This is a genomic window from Methylobacterium sp. WL64 (genome assembly GCF_008039945.1).
Taxonomy (GTDB): Bacteria; Pseudomonadota; Alphaproteobacteria; order Rhizobiales; family Beijerinckiaceae; genus Methylobacterium.
Map to the genome: position 1 here is coordinate 1 of NZ_VRVA01000075.1, position 15,491 is coordinate 15,491.

The window sequence follows — 15,491 nt, forward strand, 5'->3', positions numbered from 1 at the left end:
GGACGAGCCAGCCGTGCGCGCCGCCATCGTCGAGCCCTGGAGCAACGGCCCCGTCGAGGGGCAGGTCAACCGCCTCAAGCTGATCAAGCGGAGCATGTACGGTCGCGCCGGTTTCGATCTCCTGCGCAAACGCGTCCTGCATCCTGCATGAGCCGGGATCGGCAAAGCTTGATCGGATGCCAAACCTTCAGCACCGAAAGTGCGGAAGAACCAAGGTTGCACGCCGAAACACACTTCTGCCGCCGGGGGCGAAGATCGACAGCGTGAGCGAACTCGCGGGCAAGAAGCTCGCCGTGGCTAAGGGGTTTGATCCAGGCCTCCTCAAATCTTTTACCGAATTCTACGGCCTACGCACCGCAGACCTGATGGAGATGTCGCGGACGGAATTCGGACCCGCGCTGAAGGCGAAGCGCGCTGCCGCCGCCATCGCAGCCGGGCCGCTTGGTCTTGGGCCGATCCCGGACGCCTTTGCCAGCATCCGGAAGAGCTTCAAGGCGAAGCCGTCCTACCTCGACATAGCGGAAGCGGACGCCATCGTCGCCCGATGGCCTTCCTACTCGTCGGTCGAAATCAAGCAGGGGACCTTCGGGGGTACGCCGACCGAACCCGAGGAAACGATCCACACCTTCGCGGTTCGCATCCTCCTGGTATCGCGTGCCACGTTGCCGGACCGTGTGGCCGGCGAACTCACGCGTCTTTTGATGACGACAAAGGCGAAGCTCGTCATCGCGCTACCGGCGGCGGTCCATATGGAAGCGCCCGACACCGAGCGGTCCTCGCTGCTGCCCGTTCACCCCGGAACGGTTGCCTATCTGGACGGCGAACAGGAAAGCCTGCTGGATCAGACGGTCAACTACTATTGGCTGGCCGTCATGGTCGTCGCCATCTTCGCCCCCCTCGTGGGCTGGATCGCCTCTAGAAGCAGGCGACGCCGCAACAACGAGGCCCGGGCGAAACTTTGCAGGGTGGTCGAACTCGCGACGCTCGCCAAGAGCGGTACGGCGGATGAGCTCGTGATGGCCGATGCGGAGCTTGAACGCATCACTGAATGGCTCCTCGAACGGCTCGCGGCAGACGAAATCGAACCCGATCATTTTCAACTCATCGAGCGGATCATCGCGCAACTGCGCGCGACCATCGAAAAGCGGCTCGGTGACCCTACCACCGTCAGAGCTCCCTCAAAGTCCAGGCTCAAATAGGGTCTTGCTTAAGCCGAGCACGCAATGCGATGCGACCCGAGCCAACGCATCTACCGAACGTCGGTCGAAAGCCCCTCGACGGCCTTCCCAAGCCGCTCCAGTTCAAGCGAGTAGCAGAACAGGGAGAATAGGATCGCTAGGACGGCAAGCGCCTTCGCAAAACCTTGGCCCAGGGGCGGGAGCGCGCTGAGTTCAGGCACATGCCGAAAGAAAATCACCGAGAAGAACGCCCCGCCAAAAAAGAAGCTGGCTCGACTGGCAAACAGCAGCAGATGCCCGACAACTACGTTGCGGAACGGAATATAGATCGGGACTCGCTGAATTCTGATCCAATAGCAGGATTGCATGACGGTGACGCACCCGATGACGGTCACAAGGCGCCAGAGTTCGAGATCCAGCGGTTCCCCGAGGCGAGAGATCATCCGTCGAAAGATCGGCAGCATGATCCACAAGAGGCAGGAGGCCGCTGCAGTCTGAAGGATAAGTAGGCCACCGTACGCAGCCGCCCATCGAGACGGTTGGGAAGTCGTTTGCAACCGGATTTATCCATACAGGCTGCGGTGAAGGACCGCTTCAGCTCGACACCCGCCGAGCCTCCGCGTCCGCTTCTTCGTTTCGCTCTTAGAGAGCGGACAGGTGGATATCGCTCAGAACGCTCCATTCGACGAATGTCAACTTTGCCGATCCCTCGTCCGGAAGCGGACCATCGCAAATCCACCCCTTCCGGCCGTAGATCACTGCCTCGCCGAGTGACCCGCAAGCGGACGTTCCCGGCTTCTGCAATGGGCCGAGGCTATCGGTTGCGCATGTCGGGAAAACCATCGATTTTAATACAGGCGAGACGATAGGACGAATGTCCGAGAAGGGGGGGTGCGGACGTTCGTCGCGGTGGATGCAGTTCGGGCTGCGTCACGTACCCAGCGCCCTCGCTGCGCGGAGCGGCAGCAAGCCCCGCAGCCTATGATAAGATCAGGCAGCGGTACTTTCGCTCAGTTCATGCGTCTGCGCCGGTCTTGGACTTCCTGCTCGGCAAGCCTCCGACCAAGCTCCAACACAGTAACGCGTCTGCGTGAGCCTTCAGCTTTGGGGCCTGCAACTCCACGATCGCCTGCTGCGCGGCGATGGCGTGTTCAGCCGCTCGATCCAGCGCGGCCTCGCCTGGGTAAGTCTCAACCTCGTTGAACGTGCCCTCGAACATCCGCATCTGGGTGATGTCCACGAGGATGCCGCTTCCACCCAAGGCTTTGCCGGAGTGATCATTATGGAAGCGACCACGCGCCAGCACCCAACGCGTCTGGCGGTCCGCTGAAATCACCCGATACTCGGTAAGGTGCGTGCTGCCCTCCTGCGCGCTGCGTCGGATCAGGGCAAGAACACGCTCGCGATCCTCGGCGTGGATGCCGTCGATGAAGATCGAGAGCGGTACGCCGTCCTCGGCCTTTTCGGGATCGACATCGAACAGCAGGGCCACGAACCCATCTACACGCGCCCGGTCAGTGGTCGCGTCCCACTCCCAGCGGCCAATCACATCGAGCGCATCAAGCGCGTGCTGAAACGCTTCTGGGGTGGTCTGGCCGCTGAAAGGCTTGAGCTTTGGCACCACGAAATCCGCATTGGTCATGGAATTGATCCAGATTATTGACCGCGGATCACAATCACAAGGACGTGAATTCCCTAAAAAACAACTGTTGCGTGTTTGACGCTGCTTATGCGGGTAAACGGTATTATGAATGCAACTAAGGGGCGGCTCATGCGCCTGGATGGAACCTGCGATGGGATCGAAGCCGCCGCTCTCAAATCCGTCCTCGTCAGAGGAGAGGCCGGAAGACGATATCCTTGTTCGGCACGCACCCTGTGCCGACCTGGGTGGGCGCCTGCTCATAAAGCGCATCGCTCAAGCTCTTCAGGTGCCGGCGTCTACGCTGTACAACCCACCCAACGCGATCTCCCCATCCGACGCCCGCTCGGATAGCAACGTCATCGAGAGCGAATGCGAGACGCTTCTACAAGCCTACAGGGGCATTCGAGATCCAGAGATGCGGCGTCGCCTTCTAGCTCTTATACAGGCCGCAGCCGAGCGAACCTAAGAAACGGCCGCAAATCGTGATCGGTTCGGACATTACAGGTTGCACCGCAGAGTTATCTACATCAGCAGTCTTTCCCTAGCTAAGCGGGTTCCTAAGTGAGCCTTTACGTACTTCCTACTCTGACTGCTCACTGTCCGACGTCAGCACCTATGGGACAGATTGAGGGTCTTCACGAACGGAGGATGACTGGTTCATCGTAGCCCCTGAGGAGCGAAGATGAAGCAGACATCCGGACCGGCCAAGAAGCCGGCAGAAGCAGTGATCAAGGACATCCGTCGGGCCACACGTCGGCAGTTCTCGTCCGAGGAGAAGATCCGTGTGGTGCTGGAAGGCTTGCGTGGCGAGGACAGCATCGCCGAGTTGTGCCGACGTGAGGGGATCGCCGCCTCGATGTACGACGGCTGGTCCAAGGAGTTCCTGGAGGCTGGCAAGAAGCGCCTGTCCGGCGACACGTCTCGTGCTGCCACCACGGATGAGGTGCGGGATCTCCGTCGCGAAGCGGGGGCGCTGAAGGAGGTCGTAGCTGATCTCGTCCTGGAGAACCGTCTGCTTAAAAAAACGTATGGCCTGCCCCGTCTGCAAGGTCGTCAATGAAGGTGCCTGTGACCGGTCTGCACAAACGTATCCGGCATGTCGGCACGGTGGCTGCCGCCAAGATGGAGAGCCGCACGTCCCGGGCCTCATAAGCAATTCGGCCTCGGGGGCCGCTTTTTTTGCCAGGCTTCCGGAACGCCGCTCGACCGTCAGGCCATCTTCACTGTCCTCCCGCAGACCTCGTGGACCCGGGCCGAGCGATCGCGCTCCGCCTCAGGTCAACCTCTTTTGATGCCCTATGCGAGGGCCGGCTCCGGCTGCCGCTCGAAGCTCACTCCTTTGCGCAGCGTCGCCCAAGCGATCCGCGCGAGCTTGGCGGCGAGCGCGACGACCACGACGTTGTAGTGCGCCCGCGCCAGCAGACCGCGCAACCATCGGCCGGTCGCATCCTCAACCTTGGACAGTGAGGCCAGCGCTGCGCGCGCTCCATGGATGAAGAGCCCACGCAGATAGGCGTTACCCCTCTTGCTGATGCCGAGCAGCTTCGGCTTGCCGCCGGTCGTATGCTGTCGGGGCACGAGGCCAAGCCAGGCCGGCAGGTCGCGCGCGGACGCGAAGGCGCTTCCGTCATCGACGGCCGCGCGCAAGGCCGTGGCCGTCATCGGCCCGACGCCTGGGATCGACACCAGGCGACGTGCCGCCTCGTCGGAGCGGGCATGCGCCACGAACTCTCGGTCGAGAGCTTCGATACGGCCGTCGAGGCTCGCCCACTCCTCACGGATCTCGGCGACGAGAGCTTGGATACGCGCGCCAATCTGCGCCGGGGGATCCGTCACGAGAATGCCGACCGCCGTCTCGAACTTGCGGCGGCCTTGCGGGAAAACGAGACCGCGCTCCAGCAGGATCGCGCGGAGCTGGTTCATGAGCATGGTGCGCATGCCGACCAGCCGAGACCGGACCCGGTGCAGGCTCTGCATGTCGAGTTGCTCCTGCGCCTTGAGGGGCACGAAGCGCATCGTCGGACGTGTGGCGGCCTCGGCGATCGCTTCGGCATCACGGTCGTCGTTCTTCTGCGCCTTGACGTAGGGGCGGACATACTCGGGCGACATCAGTCGGATGGTATGTCCCTGCGCGGCCAGCAGCCGCCCAAGGTGATGGGCGCCGCAGCAGGCCTCCATTGCGACGACACAAGCGGGCAGCTTGGCCGTGAGGCCGACGATCGTCTCACGCCGTGCGCGACGACGCAGAACCACCGTACCGGCTGGGTCGAAGCCAACCAGGCTACAGCTGTTTTTGCCAAGATCGATACCCAGCACGGCGACCGAACTCTTTGCCATTCCCGATCCCTCCATTCCTCCAAGGCAGCAGCATGCCACCAACGGTTCGGTGAGGGGCGGGCCATCCCATAAGCATGAGCGGGGTTGGGGGCGACGAGGCATGAGGTACCCGGCCCCCGAGAAGCTGGAGATCATCCGACTCGTCGAGCAATCCCACCTGCCAGTGCGTGCCACCGACCACCCTGTGGGGGCCGATCAGTTTCAAAGGCATTTTGCCGGTGCCGTATCCTGCCCGAGTGATGTCTCTGAGACGCGTGGCCTCAGCTTGGGTAGGTCGGCGTCCCAGCTATCCGATGCGCGGCGGCGCGCGCCTTCTGATCGGCCTCGTCCTCCGCCCTATCTGCCGCGTCGAGCAACTCTGCGGGCATGTCCCGCTCTGCGCGGCTCGCGCAGCGAGCACGCAAATCGTCAAGTTCCTCCTCGGTCAGCCCCTCGATGCCGATGTAGCGGTTGTGCGCAGCGCTCGCTCGGATCAATTCATCGAGCTTGGCCTGGATCGCTGCCCCATCGCGGTTCTGGGTGTTCTGGATCAGAAAAACCATCAAGAACGTGACGATGGTGGTGCTGGTGTTGATCACCAACTGCCACGTGTCCGAGAAGCCGAAAACCGGACCACAGACCGCCCAAGCCAGGATGATCGCGATGCTCATCGCGAAAGTGAGCGGCCTGCCTGCGGCTCGCGCAACGCGCGAGGAAAACTCGGCGAAGCCTTTAGGAGCTCTCATAAGGATCGTGCCCGGTGCTACCGTCCAGCCACGACATGGCGAACGCATATCTCTGGACTATTTCGACGACCTAATCATCCGGAAGCGGTCGCAGCATAATTTGAATTGAGCGCTACTGCGCGCTGAGCCAGGAGCGGAAGGTTGCTGCGCGGGTAGTGGCTTCCCGCCCCAGCCCGCTAATCAGGGTCAAGCCGGAAGGATGTGGAGCATCCCGCCGATCACGCCGAGTGTCCCCATGCCGATCAGCCCCGCGGCGATGTACATCCGCATCCAGCTTTGATCGGCGGTCACCGGGCGGTTCTCATCAAGGTAGTCAGACCAATCGACCACCGGTCCCCATCGGGTTGCAAAGGTGGGAGGACGCGTCCCCTATGCCTGTGCCACGACGATGAGATGACCTTGGCCGTGCTGAGAGTCCCCCGGATTTTGGTCCGACCGTAAGGTGAGCTTCCGGATCTCTTTCGGCGGCCTGCAGGGCCGCCGCCAGGGCGAATTCCTGGGGCGTTCGCCACCCCAGGGCGGTGTGAGGACGGCTCTCGTTGTAGTGCCGCCGCCACGTCTCGATCTTGCTCCTTGCGTCGGCCAACGACAAGAACCAGTTCCCGTTCAGGCACTCGTCGCGCAGCCGGCCGTTGAACGACTCGACCAGCGCGTTGTCGCTCGGCTTGCCGGGGCGCGAGAAGTCCAATGTTACGCCGTTCTCGTAGGCCCAGCGGTCGAGTGCTTTCGAGACGAACTCGGGCCCATTATCGACCTGAATTGTGCGCGGAGTTCCGCGCAACAGCGCCAAGCGGCCGACGACAGCCACGACCTGCTCGCCTTTGATGCCATGGTCGACCTCGATCGCCAGGGCCTCGCGCGTGAACGCATCGACGACCGTCAGAGCCCGCAGCCGGCGGCCGTCGAACAGCGCGTCGGAGACGAAGTCCATCGACCAGCGCTCGTTCGGTCGGAGCGCGGCAGGCTGACGCTCACGATGTGCCGCACTGACGTGTCGGCGCGGCCGCTTGAGCCGCAGGCTCAGCCCCTCGTCCCGGTAGAGGCGGTGGACCCTCTTATGGTTCACCCGCCAACCTTCCCGGTGCAGCAGGATGTAGATCCGGAAGTAGCCGTAGCGCACCCGGCTCTTAGCCAGATCACAAATGCGCATCCGCAGCGGTGCCTGATCGGGCTTGGTCGAGCGATAGCGGATGCTCGACCGGCCGACGCCGAGCGCGACGCAGCCGCGCCGCTCGCTCACCCCGTGCGCCTCCCGAACCTGGTGCACGAGCTCGCGTCGCCGAGCAGGCGTCAGAGCTTTTTTGCGAGCGTGTCCTGCAGGATGTGCTTGTCGAGGCTCAGATCGGCCACGAGCTGTTTGAGCTTGCGGTTCTCGTCCTCGAGCTGCTTCAGCCGCCGCAACTCGCCCGTGCCCAAGCCCCCGTAGAGCTTCTTCCAGCGGTAGAATGTCCGCTCGGAAACGCCCATCCGGCGCAGCACTTCCGCGACCGGTGTCCCGGTCTCGACCTGCTTCAGCGCGAAGGCAATCTGCTCCTCGGTGAACCTGCTCTTCTTCACGGCTCTGCTCCTCCCGTCAGGGTCTCACAAAATCGGAAAACTCACACTCAAGCCGGACCAAAGCGATGGGGGGACGTCACACGGCCGCGGGCCTCGATGCCTCGACCTTCGGGGCGGACAGCCTGCGGGCCGGCTACATCACGACCGCAGCCGATCGCGGGGCCGACCTTGCCCCGATCATGGACCAGTCTGGGCATCGGGATCCCCGGACGGTGGTCGGCTACATCCAACGGGCGAACGCCTTCAAAGGGCACTTGGGGAGCGGGTTCCTGTGAATGTAAGCCGACCGAAGTAACATTATTTGGATGAAAACTGATAACAAGGCGCTATTAGAACCGGATGTCAGTCATCGAGGTGTTGCCATGCTTAACAGTCCCACCCTTGAGAGTGCCGCGCACATTATCGCCGAAAACGTCGTCTCGGCCGTCGAACGCGAGTGCAATGATGCTGGCTTCGATGACCTGGCACGGGAGACCGTCGTAGCACGCTTGCTGCGCGAAATCCTGTTCGCAATGCCAACCCGGTCCAGCAAGACTCTGGCTACTGCCTGTAATCGTGCGCTCGACAACACAGCCGGTGTGATGGGACTCTCCAGTCCGCGGGTCGAGGCGGTCGATCCCAACGATGGGTCGGTGACAATGCGGGGTGCTTGAGGGCGACGCGTTCCACCGGGCCAAACTCGGCTCGGCAGAAGTTCGTCAGCTCAATTAGCGGGCCAGCGACCCAGTCACCTCGGGGAGGGGCTGGGACAGATCAACCGCTGGGACGATGCGCGGCGTGGTCGTCATTTCGGAAGCTGAGTGGACGGTGGCCGTCACGCGAGCCTGCTCGCGGTAGAGCGGCGGCGTCAGGTGAACGCGCTCGTCCGCCAGAGCGGTACTGATCATCGGAATGACGGCAAGAGCGGCGAGAACGAAGGTGCGAACGGTCATGATGTTGGTCCCTCTGGTGGTTCGGGGTTGATCCCCGCTTCGAAAGGGAGTGTGCGCTGCACTGCACCATCATTCAAACAGATACGGTCAATAGTCCGTATCGACGAAGTCAATCGCGCCGCGCTGCCCAGCCAATTGCACGGGGCCGCGCGCTTGGAACCGTCAGCCTCGCCTATCCACAATCCGACCCCAGCTACCTGGCAGCATCGCCAGCGCAGCTCACTGCGCCCAAGCTGATCCCCGCTGCCCTGGGAATACAACCCGCCGCCGCCTGCCGTAGCGATCGCCCGGGATACCGTCGGTCCGGGGCTTTACTGCCGATGGGACTCAGACCTTGTCGAGCAACTGGCCGAAAAAACCGAAGGTGCCCACTCCCTACGGGCCGGCTACATCACCACAGCAGCCAAGCGCGGGGCAGATCTCGCCCGGATCATGGACCAGTCCGGCCACCGGGATCCGCGCACCGTCGTCGGATACATTCGACGGGCGAACGCCTTTAAGGGTCATTCGGGGAGCGGGTTCCTGTAGCGGACGCACCTTCCGTAGACGTCTTTAACCTGGAGTGTTGCGGCTACGACGACGCCGGTCTGATATCGTCTTCAATACGCCTCAGCTGACTTGGTCGGGCGGGCATATTGGCGAGGCAGCTATGGCTCTGACGGGTCGGTTCTGGTTTCGACGGACATGGACGGGCAAACTCGTCCTGCTGGTCGAGGACGAGAACCGTCGTTGGTTCGGCCGACGTGGAGCGATGAAGCAGCGCTGGCGCGATGCCAAGCTCCTCGATCTCGCAGAGCCGGAGTTGCAGGCGCTCGTGAACCTAGAGCGCTCGCGCCGTTCAGAGCGCCTATCCGGCCTGGTACGACCGCTGCACGCGGTGCCATCGCCCGCGGCCAGCGGCATAACAGTACCGCCGCCGAAGAATGTCGCCTAGGCTGACCGGACCTTCCAGCCGCCCATCAGCGTTTAAGCCCCGCGTCTTCGGCAACATGCGGGTGAACCATGGCGATCGATGTCCGGTCTGAACTGCGTCGACCCGTAGCTTTCAGCTTCGCCGTTGTGGCGGCCGTGCTGCTGGTCTGGTTGCTCGTCGTTACCGCCGTTCACGCCAAGCACCGAAGAGCCTTCGAGCAGCAGATGAGCTCGCTCCGAACGGAGCAGGCCAACCTACAAAACGAGTTGGCGCAGCAGCGTCTGGCCACCGGCACCCTGTCGGCTTTGCAAGCCAAGATCGCGACAACCGAACAGCAGGGCCGTCAAGCCAATCAGGACATCGAGCAGGTTCAGAGCCGCCTTGCAGCACTGCGTCAGGAGCAGCAGGCGGCCGAGGAGAAGACAGGCGAGGCGACTAAGGAGCAGCAGGCGCAGACGCAGCGCCTCAACGATCTGTAGGGACAGATTCAGCAAGGCGAGCAGAAAATCGTGCCGCTCCGTGAGGCGGCGGACAAGGCGGATCAGGCCGCCAAGGCCCGTACCCAGGATCTTGCGGATGTCGGAGCTCGGCTCGAGGAAGCTCGCAAGCAGGAGGCCAAGATGCGCAGTGACCTCGCGGCCCTGACACAGGAGAGCGCCGCGAAATCAGCTCAGCTCGCCCAGGCCGAGCAGAGCCAGCAGACGGCTCGCGAGGGGGCAGCAACTGCGCAGAAGGCCCTCTCGGACGCGAAGGTTGAGACAGAAAAGGCATCAAAGCAAAGCACCGATCTTGAGCAGGCCATCAGCAGCTTGAGCGCCAACCGAGACAGGCTGACGGCAGACGTCGACCGAACCAGCCAGCAGCTTCAGCAGGCAAAGGATAGCCTCGCGTCAGCACAGAAGGATGTGGCCACTGCTCAGGCGGACCGGGATCGCGTCGCCGGTGAGCGCAGCCAAGCTGAGGCAACAGTCAAGAAGCTACAGGACAGCCGAGACGGGTTAAATACTGCGGTGGAAGCTCTGCAGAAGCGGCAGGCTGATGCTCAGGCGCAACTCGCATCGCTGACCGAGAACCTGTCAGCTCGCAACAAGGAGCTGTCTGACTTGGACGAGAAGTTGAAGGCCGCGCGTCAGGAATTAGCGAGCGTGCAGGGTGGCCTCGCTGATGCCCGCAAGCAGGTGTCCGAACAGCCTGTGCCCGCAGCACCTGCGCAGCCGTCGATGACCGAGCCGAAACCGCAGTGAGATGGTGGCACCATTACGCTGGGCATCCAGGTTCGGATTAGTGTCTTATCAATTATGCGCCCGGCACCTTAGTGGTGGCTAAGGTCAGCCTATAGGGGCCGCCGTGAACCGAGCCTTCCCCATTAATGCCGAAGATCCGGCCGGCGATTGTCCAGTACCAATCGACACGCTCAGTCGCCTCTATCGCGTACGCCTGCGGTGAAGGCCGCGGTTGTGCTTCCGACGAGGTGTCAGGCTGCGATCTTCCGGGGCCGAGGCTGGGTCCAGTTCCAGGGGAGCAGATCGTCGATGCGCCGTGCGGGATGGTCGGGTAGCCGCGCGAGGATGTCGGCGAGCCACGCCTGCGGGTCGATGCGATTGAGCTTGGCGGTTTCGATCAGCGTGTAGAGCGCCGCGGTGCGATGGCCGCCGGTATCCGGGCCGGCGAAGGTCCAGTTGCGTCCCACCGCGATGGGACGGATGGCGCGTTCGGTGGTATTGTTGGAGAGGCAGACGCGTCCGTCGTCGAGGAATCGGTTGAAGGCGCTCCAGCGCTTGAGCATGTCATCGATCGCCGCGGCTGTCGGAGCCTTGGCTGAGAGCTTGGCACGGTTCTCCCGCAGCCAAGCCTCCAGGTCGGCGACGAGGGCAGCCGAGCGGGCTTGTCGATGCGCCCGGCGTTCATCCGGCTCAAGGCCGTTGGCAGCGCGGTCGATGGCGAAGATCGCATCGATCCGCGTTACCGCCTCGATGGCGATCGGAGCTTGTCTCAGATCGGCCAGTTCGAAGAACTTGCGTCTTGCATGCGCCCAGCAGGCTGCCTCGCGGATCGGACCTGGTTTGCGGCCGGGTTCTTACAGCCGGCCGAACCCCGAGAAGGCGTCCGCCTGCATGATGCCGTGGACGTCGCCGAGCTAGGTCTCGGCATGCGTGCCGGAGCGGTCGGGGGAGTAGAAGTAGGCCGCGGCCGGCGGCGCGGGTCCGCCGAAGGGGCGGTCGTCGCGCACCACCGTCCAGAGCCGGCCGGTGCGAGTCTTCCCCTTGGCCAGGACCGGCACCGGCGTGTCGTCGAGATGGAGGCGCTCGGCCGCCCGGACATGGGCCTCGATCCGGGCGACGAGGGGCGACAGAGCGGTGGTGACGGCCCCGACCCAACTGGCCAGGGTCGAGACGTCGATCGGCACGCCTTCGTGGGCAAAGCGCTGGCTCTGGCGATGCAGTGGCAGGTGAAGGCCGAACTTGGCCATCATCACCTCGGCCAGGAGGTTCGGCCCGGCCCGGCCCCGCGGGATCGGATGGAAGGGGGCCGGATTCTGCGCGATGGTCTCGCAGTCGCGGCAGGAGAAGCGCTCGCGCACGTGCTGGATCACCACCCAGCGTGCCGGGATCCGCTCCAGGGTCTCGGTGCTGTCCTCGCCGATCGGGCGAAGCCGCGTCCCGCCGCAGCAGGCGCACGTGGTCGGTCCGGGATGGACGACGCGCTCGCGCGGCAGATGCTCGGGCAGGGGCCGGCGGGCGGGCTTGCGCCGGGGGGATGCCGTGGTGGCACACGCCTCGGGCTCGGCAGCCGCCTGCGCCTCCGTCTCGGCCAGCGTCCCCTCCAGATCCTCCAGGGCGAGTTCGAGCTGGTCGATCCGGGCGCTGCGTTCCGAGGAGGCCCCGAAGCGCTCCCGTCGCAGCCGGGCGACTTCTAGCTTCAGCCGTTCGACCGCGATCTCGGACACGAGCCGCGCCGCCCGCTCGGCCAGGATCATGGCATGGGCGGCAGCGAGATCGGTGGGAAGCGGCGGGGGCTCGGGCGCGTTCGGCACGCCAACAGAAGAGCATATTCCTCAGCCTTTGTAACGCGTTATCCTCACCCGAGAGAGCCAGGACGCCAGCTCTCCTGCGGCATCCGCCAGTCGATGCCCGAGAGCAGGTAGCCAAGTTGCGCCGTCGAGATCGTCACGGCTTCGTCAGCCACCGACGGCCACAGGAAACGGCCGCGGTCGAGCCGCTTGGTGTACAGGCACGCGCCCTGGCCATCATGCCAGATCACCTTGATCAGGTCGCCGCGCCGGCCGCGGAAGACGAACAGGTGCCCGGAATGGGGATCGCGCTTCAGCGTCTCCTGGACGATCAGCCCCAGACTGGAGAAGCCCTTGCGCATGTCAGTGTGGCCGGTGGCCAGCCAGACCCGCACGTTGGCCGGCAGCGGGATCATCGGCCCTCCAGGGCATCGAGCACCCGACGCAGCGCCGCGGCATCGACATCCCGGCCGACGGTGAGACGGCGACCGTCGGCAAGTTCGATCTCGATCACCCCGTTAAGCCGACGGGTCCGGGGCCGCCTCGGTCTCGGTTCGACAGGCGTCGAGGATGGCGCGGGGACGATCGCAACGGGCAAGAGCGACGGAACCGGGGCCGGCGGCACGACACGCTCGCAGAGCAGCTTGCGCCACTGAAACAGCTGGCTGACGTGAAGACCTGCTTCGCGAGCGACATTCGAGGCCGACACGCCCGGCTCGAACGAGGCGGCCACAAGCCGCTCTTTCTCCGCCCGCATCCAGCGTCGCCGCCGCTCCGACCTCACCAGTTCGATGCCCGACCGCGTCATGCTCAAAGTCCTAGGATTACTCCTATGACCTCAGCCCGACCCGACCATCACACAAGGCGGTCCTCACCGGACGCGTACTCTATCGCGCCGGACCGGAGGCATTGGCTGATCGGCTAGAAGGCATCTCAGAGGCGACACGAGCGCGGCTAGCTATCTACCTCTAAGGGCGTAGCTAAACACGCCAGCTTGGGGCGCAGATCGCAGCGACCTGCGAAGGTGTCAGCCCACGATGGAGACGAGCGTTGTCGCCTAAATCCTATGCCGCTTGGGCGGTACTTTCCTGAGTTGCACTGGCAGCGGCCAGGCAAGTCTCCACGGCCTGCCGGAGCGAGGACGCATAGGCATCAGCCCCGACCTGGCGTCCAACGCTGGCATCGGTGAGTACCTTCTCGCCCACCGGCCAGAGGCCGACTAGGACCGGAACGTCCGGTGCGCGTCGCTTCAGCCGCTCCAGCAGGTAGCGCAGGTGTGCTGGGTTGCCGGTGATGTCGAGGTAGGAGATGCACACCATCGCCACGCCGGTCAGATCGAGATCGCGGATGCGGTCGCGTGAAACAGCCTCGTAACCGGCGACCCGTGCTCCAAGTCCATGCTTGCGCAGCAGTTGGGCCAGCATAGCCGAGGAGGCCTCGTCGAGGGGGCCGCGTCCTGCCACACACAGCACGGGCGTCTCCCCTTTCCAAGCTTCGGGAAGCGCCTCTTGCGGTGACGCTTGCCCGGGCACGGCTTCATTTCTGGGATGGGCTCGCTCAGCTAAGGTCAGGGTCTCGCTCGGGTTCATCGCTTTCGCGTCGCCCGCAGGCTCGACGTCTTCGTGCACCTCAAAATCTTCGACCAGGGAACGTGCCGAGGCGCGGATGTTTTCCAGCTGCGCTGGCGTGACAACCCCACGTTGATAGTCGTTGGCCGCCAGTTGGAGGCCTTTGAGCGCAACCTCGTCGTAGTAAGAGGACAGGGAACGCTCCTTCAGCATGGTTTCGCCGAGATCGCGCGCCTCATCTGGGTCGCCGGCCAGCATGCGCTGATAGAAGTTCTCCACGGGCGTCAGTGGCGGCCGATCACCGAGCATAATGTCGAGGAACTCCAAGCTGTCGACGTGGCGACCGAGCACCACGAGACAGACCGTGAAAGGCGTGGCCAGGATCAGGCCGATAGGCCCCCACAGAAAGCCCCAGAACAGAGTCGAGACGATCACCGCGAAGGGTGAGAGGCCGGTCGAGTGCCCGTATAGAAGCGGTTCGATCACCTGTCCGAACAGGGGCTCGGCTACCAGAAACAAGGCGGCCGTGGCGATGACCATGGTCCAACCCGGGTCGACCGCGGCGGCGAGCGCGAGGGGAAACACAGCCGAGATGAAAGCGCCGATGTAGGGCACAAACCGCATAAGCGCCGAGAACACGCCCCACAGCAGGGGGTTGGGCACCCCGATCAGCCATAGACCAACACCGATGATGATGCCGAAGGCGGCGTTCATCCCGAGCTGGGCCAGGAAGTAGGTTCCGAGCCGACCGGCCGCATCGTCCATGGCTACCGTCGTGCGGTGCAGGTCGCTCGACCCGAACAAGCGGATCATGCGGTTGCGCAGGTCCTCCCTCTGCAGCAGTAGGAATACGACCACGACGAGCACGATGCCGACCGTGGTCAGCGGCTCGAAAATCGGACCGAGCACCTTTTCGGCCAGAGCCAGCGGTGAGATCTCGGGCTCCTGGACCCGCACAAGCTGCGCCTTCGGGGTGTCGCCGGCCGGTCCCGTCGACGCTGCCGTACCGGCGGCGTCGGCCTTCTGGGTCGCGTCGTGAACCTGATGGTTGAACTTCTGAATGACCCGGTTGGCCTCGCCGAGCCATCCCTGCTGCAGGCCGGCGAACTTCTTTTGCACCGTCACTTGGTACTGCGGCAGGTTGCCGGCGAGCCCGGCGACTTGTGTGCCGATGACCGCGCCAAAGCCGCCGATGACGGCGAGTGCGAGAAGGACGGCTACAATGACCGACGGAACCCGTCCGAGCTTGATCCTCCGGAGTAGGTTGACGACCGTCCCGAGGACAAAACTGAGGAGCACCGCCAGTACCAGCGGGATGAACACCTCGCGTCCGAAATAAAGGGCAGCGATCAGCACGACGCCGACGGCGAGGGTGAGCAAGCCGCGTAGCCCTGGTACCAAGGGCGGCGGTACCTGGGCTGGCGGGCGTGGGGCGGTGGCTTCATCCAACGGCATGCGGCGTAAACTCCTCGACGCTGCGCCGAGGCTCACGGCACACCGGGTACAACGCCACCGCGAGCGTTTCGCCTCCTCGGAATGACGTAGGGCGCGACGTTGTCGTCAAGACGATGGAATTTCCGATATTGGTGGTGATTGCTATAGCCTCACGCGAAGCGGACCGTCCGGTCT

The 15,491-nt window shown here is 63.9% G+C and carries 15 protein-coding genes and 3 pseudogenes; 8 read left to right on the forward strand and 10 right to left on the reverse strand.

The genetic code is table 11. The features are described 5' to 3' along the window. Together FV242_RS36370 and FV242_RS23285 are read left to right on the forward strand one after the other, a co-directional pair. A partial coding sequence (locus tag FV242_RS36370; RefSeq protein ID WP_147940420.1) for a transposase occupies window positions 1-151 on the forward strand: 151 nt, incomplete at its 5' end. 25 nt (window positions 152-176) lie between these two features. After that, window positions 177-1,199, forward strand: a complete 1,023-nt coding sequence (locus FV242_RS23285; protein ID WP_147940587.1) for a TAXI family TRAP transporter solute-binding subunit — start codon at window positions 177-179, stop codon at window positions 1,197-1,199. A gap of 50 nt (window positions 1,200-1,249) precedes the next feature. Here FV242_RS23285 and FV242_RS23290 read toward each other — a convergent pair whose 3' ends face one another. Together FV242_RS23290 and FV242_RS23295 are read right to left on the reverse strand one after the other, a co-directional pair. Next, complete coding sequence (locus FV242_RS23290) at window positions 1,250-1,642, reverse strand: hypothetical protein (RefSeq protein ID WP_246692837.1); 393 nt, start codon at window positions 1,640-1,642, stop codon at window positions 1,250-1,252. Between the two features lie 551 nt (window positions 1,643-2,193). Beyond that, a complete protein-coding gene (locus FV242_RS23295; RefSeq protein ID WP_306440313.1) occupies window positions 2,194-2,820 on the reverse strand; it encodes a PAS domain-containing protein in 627 nt (208 codons plus the stop codon). A 682-nt stretch (window positions 2,821-3,502) separates the two neighbouring features. Here FV242_RS23295 and FV242_RS23305 point away from each other — a divergent pair. Beyond that, window positions 3,503-3,844: pseudogene (locus FV242_RS23305) on the forward strand (transposase); the annotation flags it as partial. 272 nt (window positions 3,845-4,116) lie between these two features. Here the strand turns inward: FV242_RS23305 and FV242_RS23310 are convergent. The 3 genes and pseudogenes from FV242_RS23310 to FV242_RS23320 form a co-directional block, all read right to left on the reverse strand. Continuing rightward, window positions 4,117-5,136 carry an IS110 family transposase gene (locus FV242_RS23310; protein ID WP_147940590.1) on the reverse strand — a complete coding sequence of 340 codons (1,020 nt, stop codon included), beginning with the start codon at window positions 5,134-5,136 and terminating at the stop codon, window positions 4,117-4,119. A gap of 281 nt (window positions 5,137-5,417) precedes the next feature. Further along, window positions 5,418-5,882 (reverse strand): low affinity iron permease family protein, encoded by a 465-nt coding sequence (locus FV242_RS23315; protein WP_147940606.1) that lies wholly within the window; start codon window positions 5,880-5,882, stop codon window positions 5,418-5,420. Between the two features lie 487 nt (window positions 5,883-6,369). Then, window positions 6,370-7,439 (reverse strand): annotated as a pseudogene (locus FV242_RS23320) (IS3 family transposase); the annotation flags it as partial. A 65-nt stretch (window positions 7,440-7,504) separates the two neighbouring features. Between FV242_RS23320 and FV242_RS23325 the strand changes: the two are divergent. Both FV242_RS23325 and FV242_RS23330 read left to right on the forward strand, forming a co-directional pair. Next, window positions 7,505-7,714: a DNA recombinase gene (locus FV242_RS23325; protein ID WP_147940591.1), complete on the forward strand. Its 210-nt coding sequence runs from the start codon at window positions 7,505-7,507 to the stop codon at window positions 7,712-7,714. A gap of 30 nt (window positions 7,715-7,744) precedes the next feature. Then, window positions 7,745-8,092, forward strand: coding sequence for a hypothetical protein (locus FV242_RS23330; protein ID WP_147940592.1), 348 nt, complete (start codon window positions 7,745-7,747; stop codon window positions 8,090-8,092). 54 nt (window positions 8,093-8,146) lie between these two features. On the opposite strand, the gene FV242_RS23335 is transcribed toward FV242_RS23330, so the two are convergent. Then, entirely contained in the window at window positions 8,147-8,371 is a 225-nt protein-coding gene (locus FV242_RS23335; RefSeq protein ID WP_147940593.1) for a hypothetical protein, read from the reverse strand. Between the two features lie 649 nt (window positions 8,372-9,020). Here FV242_RS23335 and FV242_RS23345 point away from each other — a divergent pair. The 3 genes from FV242_RS23345 (at window position 9,021) to FV242_RS35690 (ending at window position 10,528) form a co-directional block, all read left to right on the forward strand. Continuing rightward, complete coding sequence (locus tag FV242_RS23345; RefSeq protein WP_147940594.1) at window positions 9,021-9,305, forward strand: hypothetical protein; 285 nt, start codon at window positions 9,021-9,023, stop codon at window positions 9,303-9,305. Window positions 9,306-9,373: 68 nt separating this feature from the next. Further along, entirely contained in the window at window positions 9,374-9,763 is a 390-nt protein-coding gene (locus FV242_RS35685) for a hypothetical protein (RefSeq protein ID WP_246692838.1), read from the forward strand. Window positions 9,764-9,793: 30 nt separating this feature from the next. Continuing rightward, window positions 9,794-10,528 carry a hypothetical protein gene (locus FV242_RS35690; RefSeq protein ID WP_246692839.1) on the forward strand — a complete coding sequence of 245 codons (735 nt, stop codon included), beginning with the start codon at window positions 9,794-9,796 and terminating at the stop codon, window positions 10,526-10,528. Window positions 10,529-10,758: 230 nt separating this feature from the next. Here the strand turns inward: FV242_RS35690 and FV242_RS23355 are convergent. The 4 genes and pseudogenes from FV242_RS23355 to FV242_RS23370 form a co-directional block, all read right to left on the reverse strand. After that, window positions 10,759-12,334, reverse strand: a pseudogene (locus tag FV242_RS23355) (IS66 family transposase). A 28-nt stretch (window positions 12,335-12,362) separates the two neighbouring features. After that, complete coding sequence (gene tnpB, locus FV242_RS23360) at window positions 12,363-12,710, reverse strand: IS66 family insertion sequence element accessory protein TnpB (RefSeq protein WP_147940595.1); 348 nt, start codon at window positions 12,708-12,710, stop codon at window positions 12,363-12,365. Continuing rightward, window positions 12,707-13,102 (reverse strand): transposase, encoded by a 396-nt coding sequence (locus FV242_RS23365; RefSeq protein ID WP_147940596.1) that lies wholly within the window; start codon window positions 13,100-13,102, stop codon window positions 12,707-12,709. The genes tnpB and FV242_RS23365 overlap by 4 nt, the downstream gene beginning before the upstream one ends. A gap of 256 nt (window positions 13,103-13,358) precedes the next feature. Beyond that, window positions 13,359-15,317, reverse strand: a complete 1,959-nt coding sequence (locus FV242_RS23370; RefSeq protein ID WP_147940597.1) for an AI-2E family transporter — start codon at window positions 15,315-15,317, stop codon at window positions 13,359-13,361. Between the last annotated feature and the right edge of the window lie 174 nt (window positions 15,318-15,491).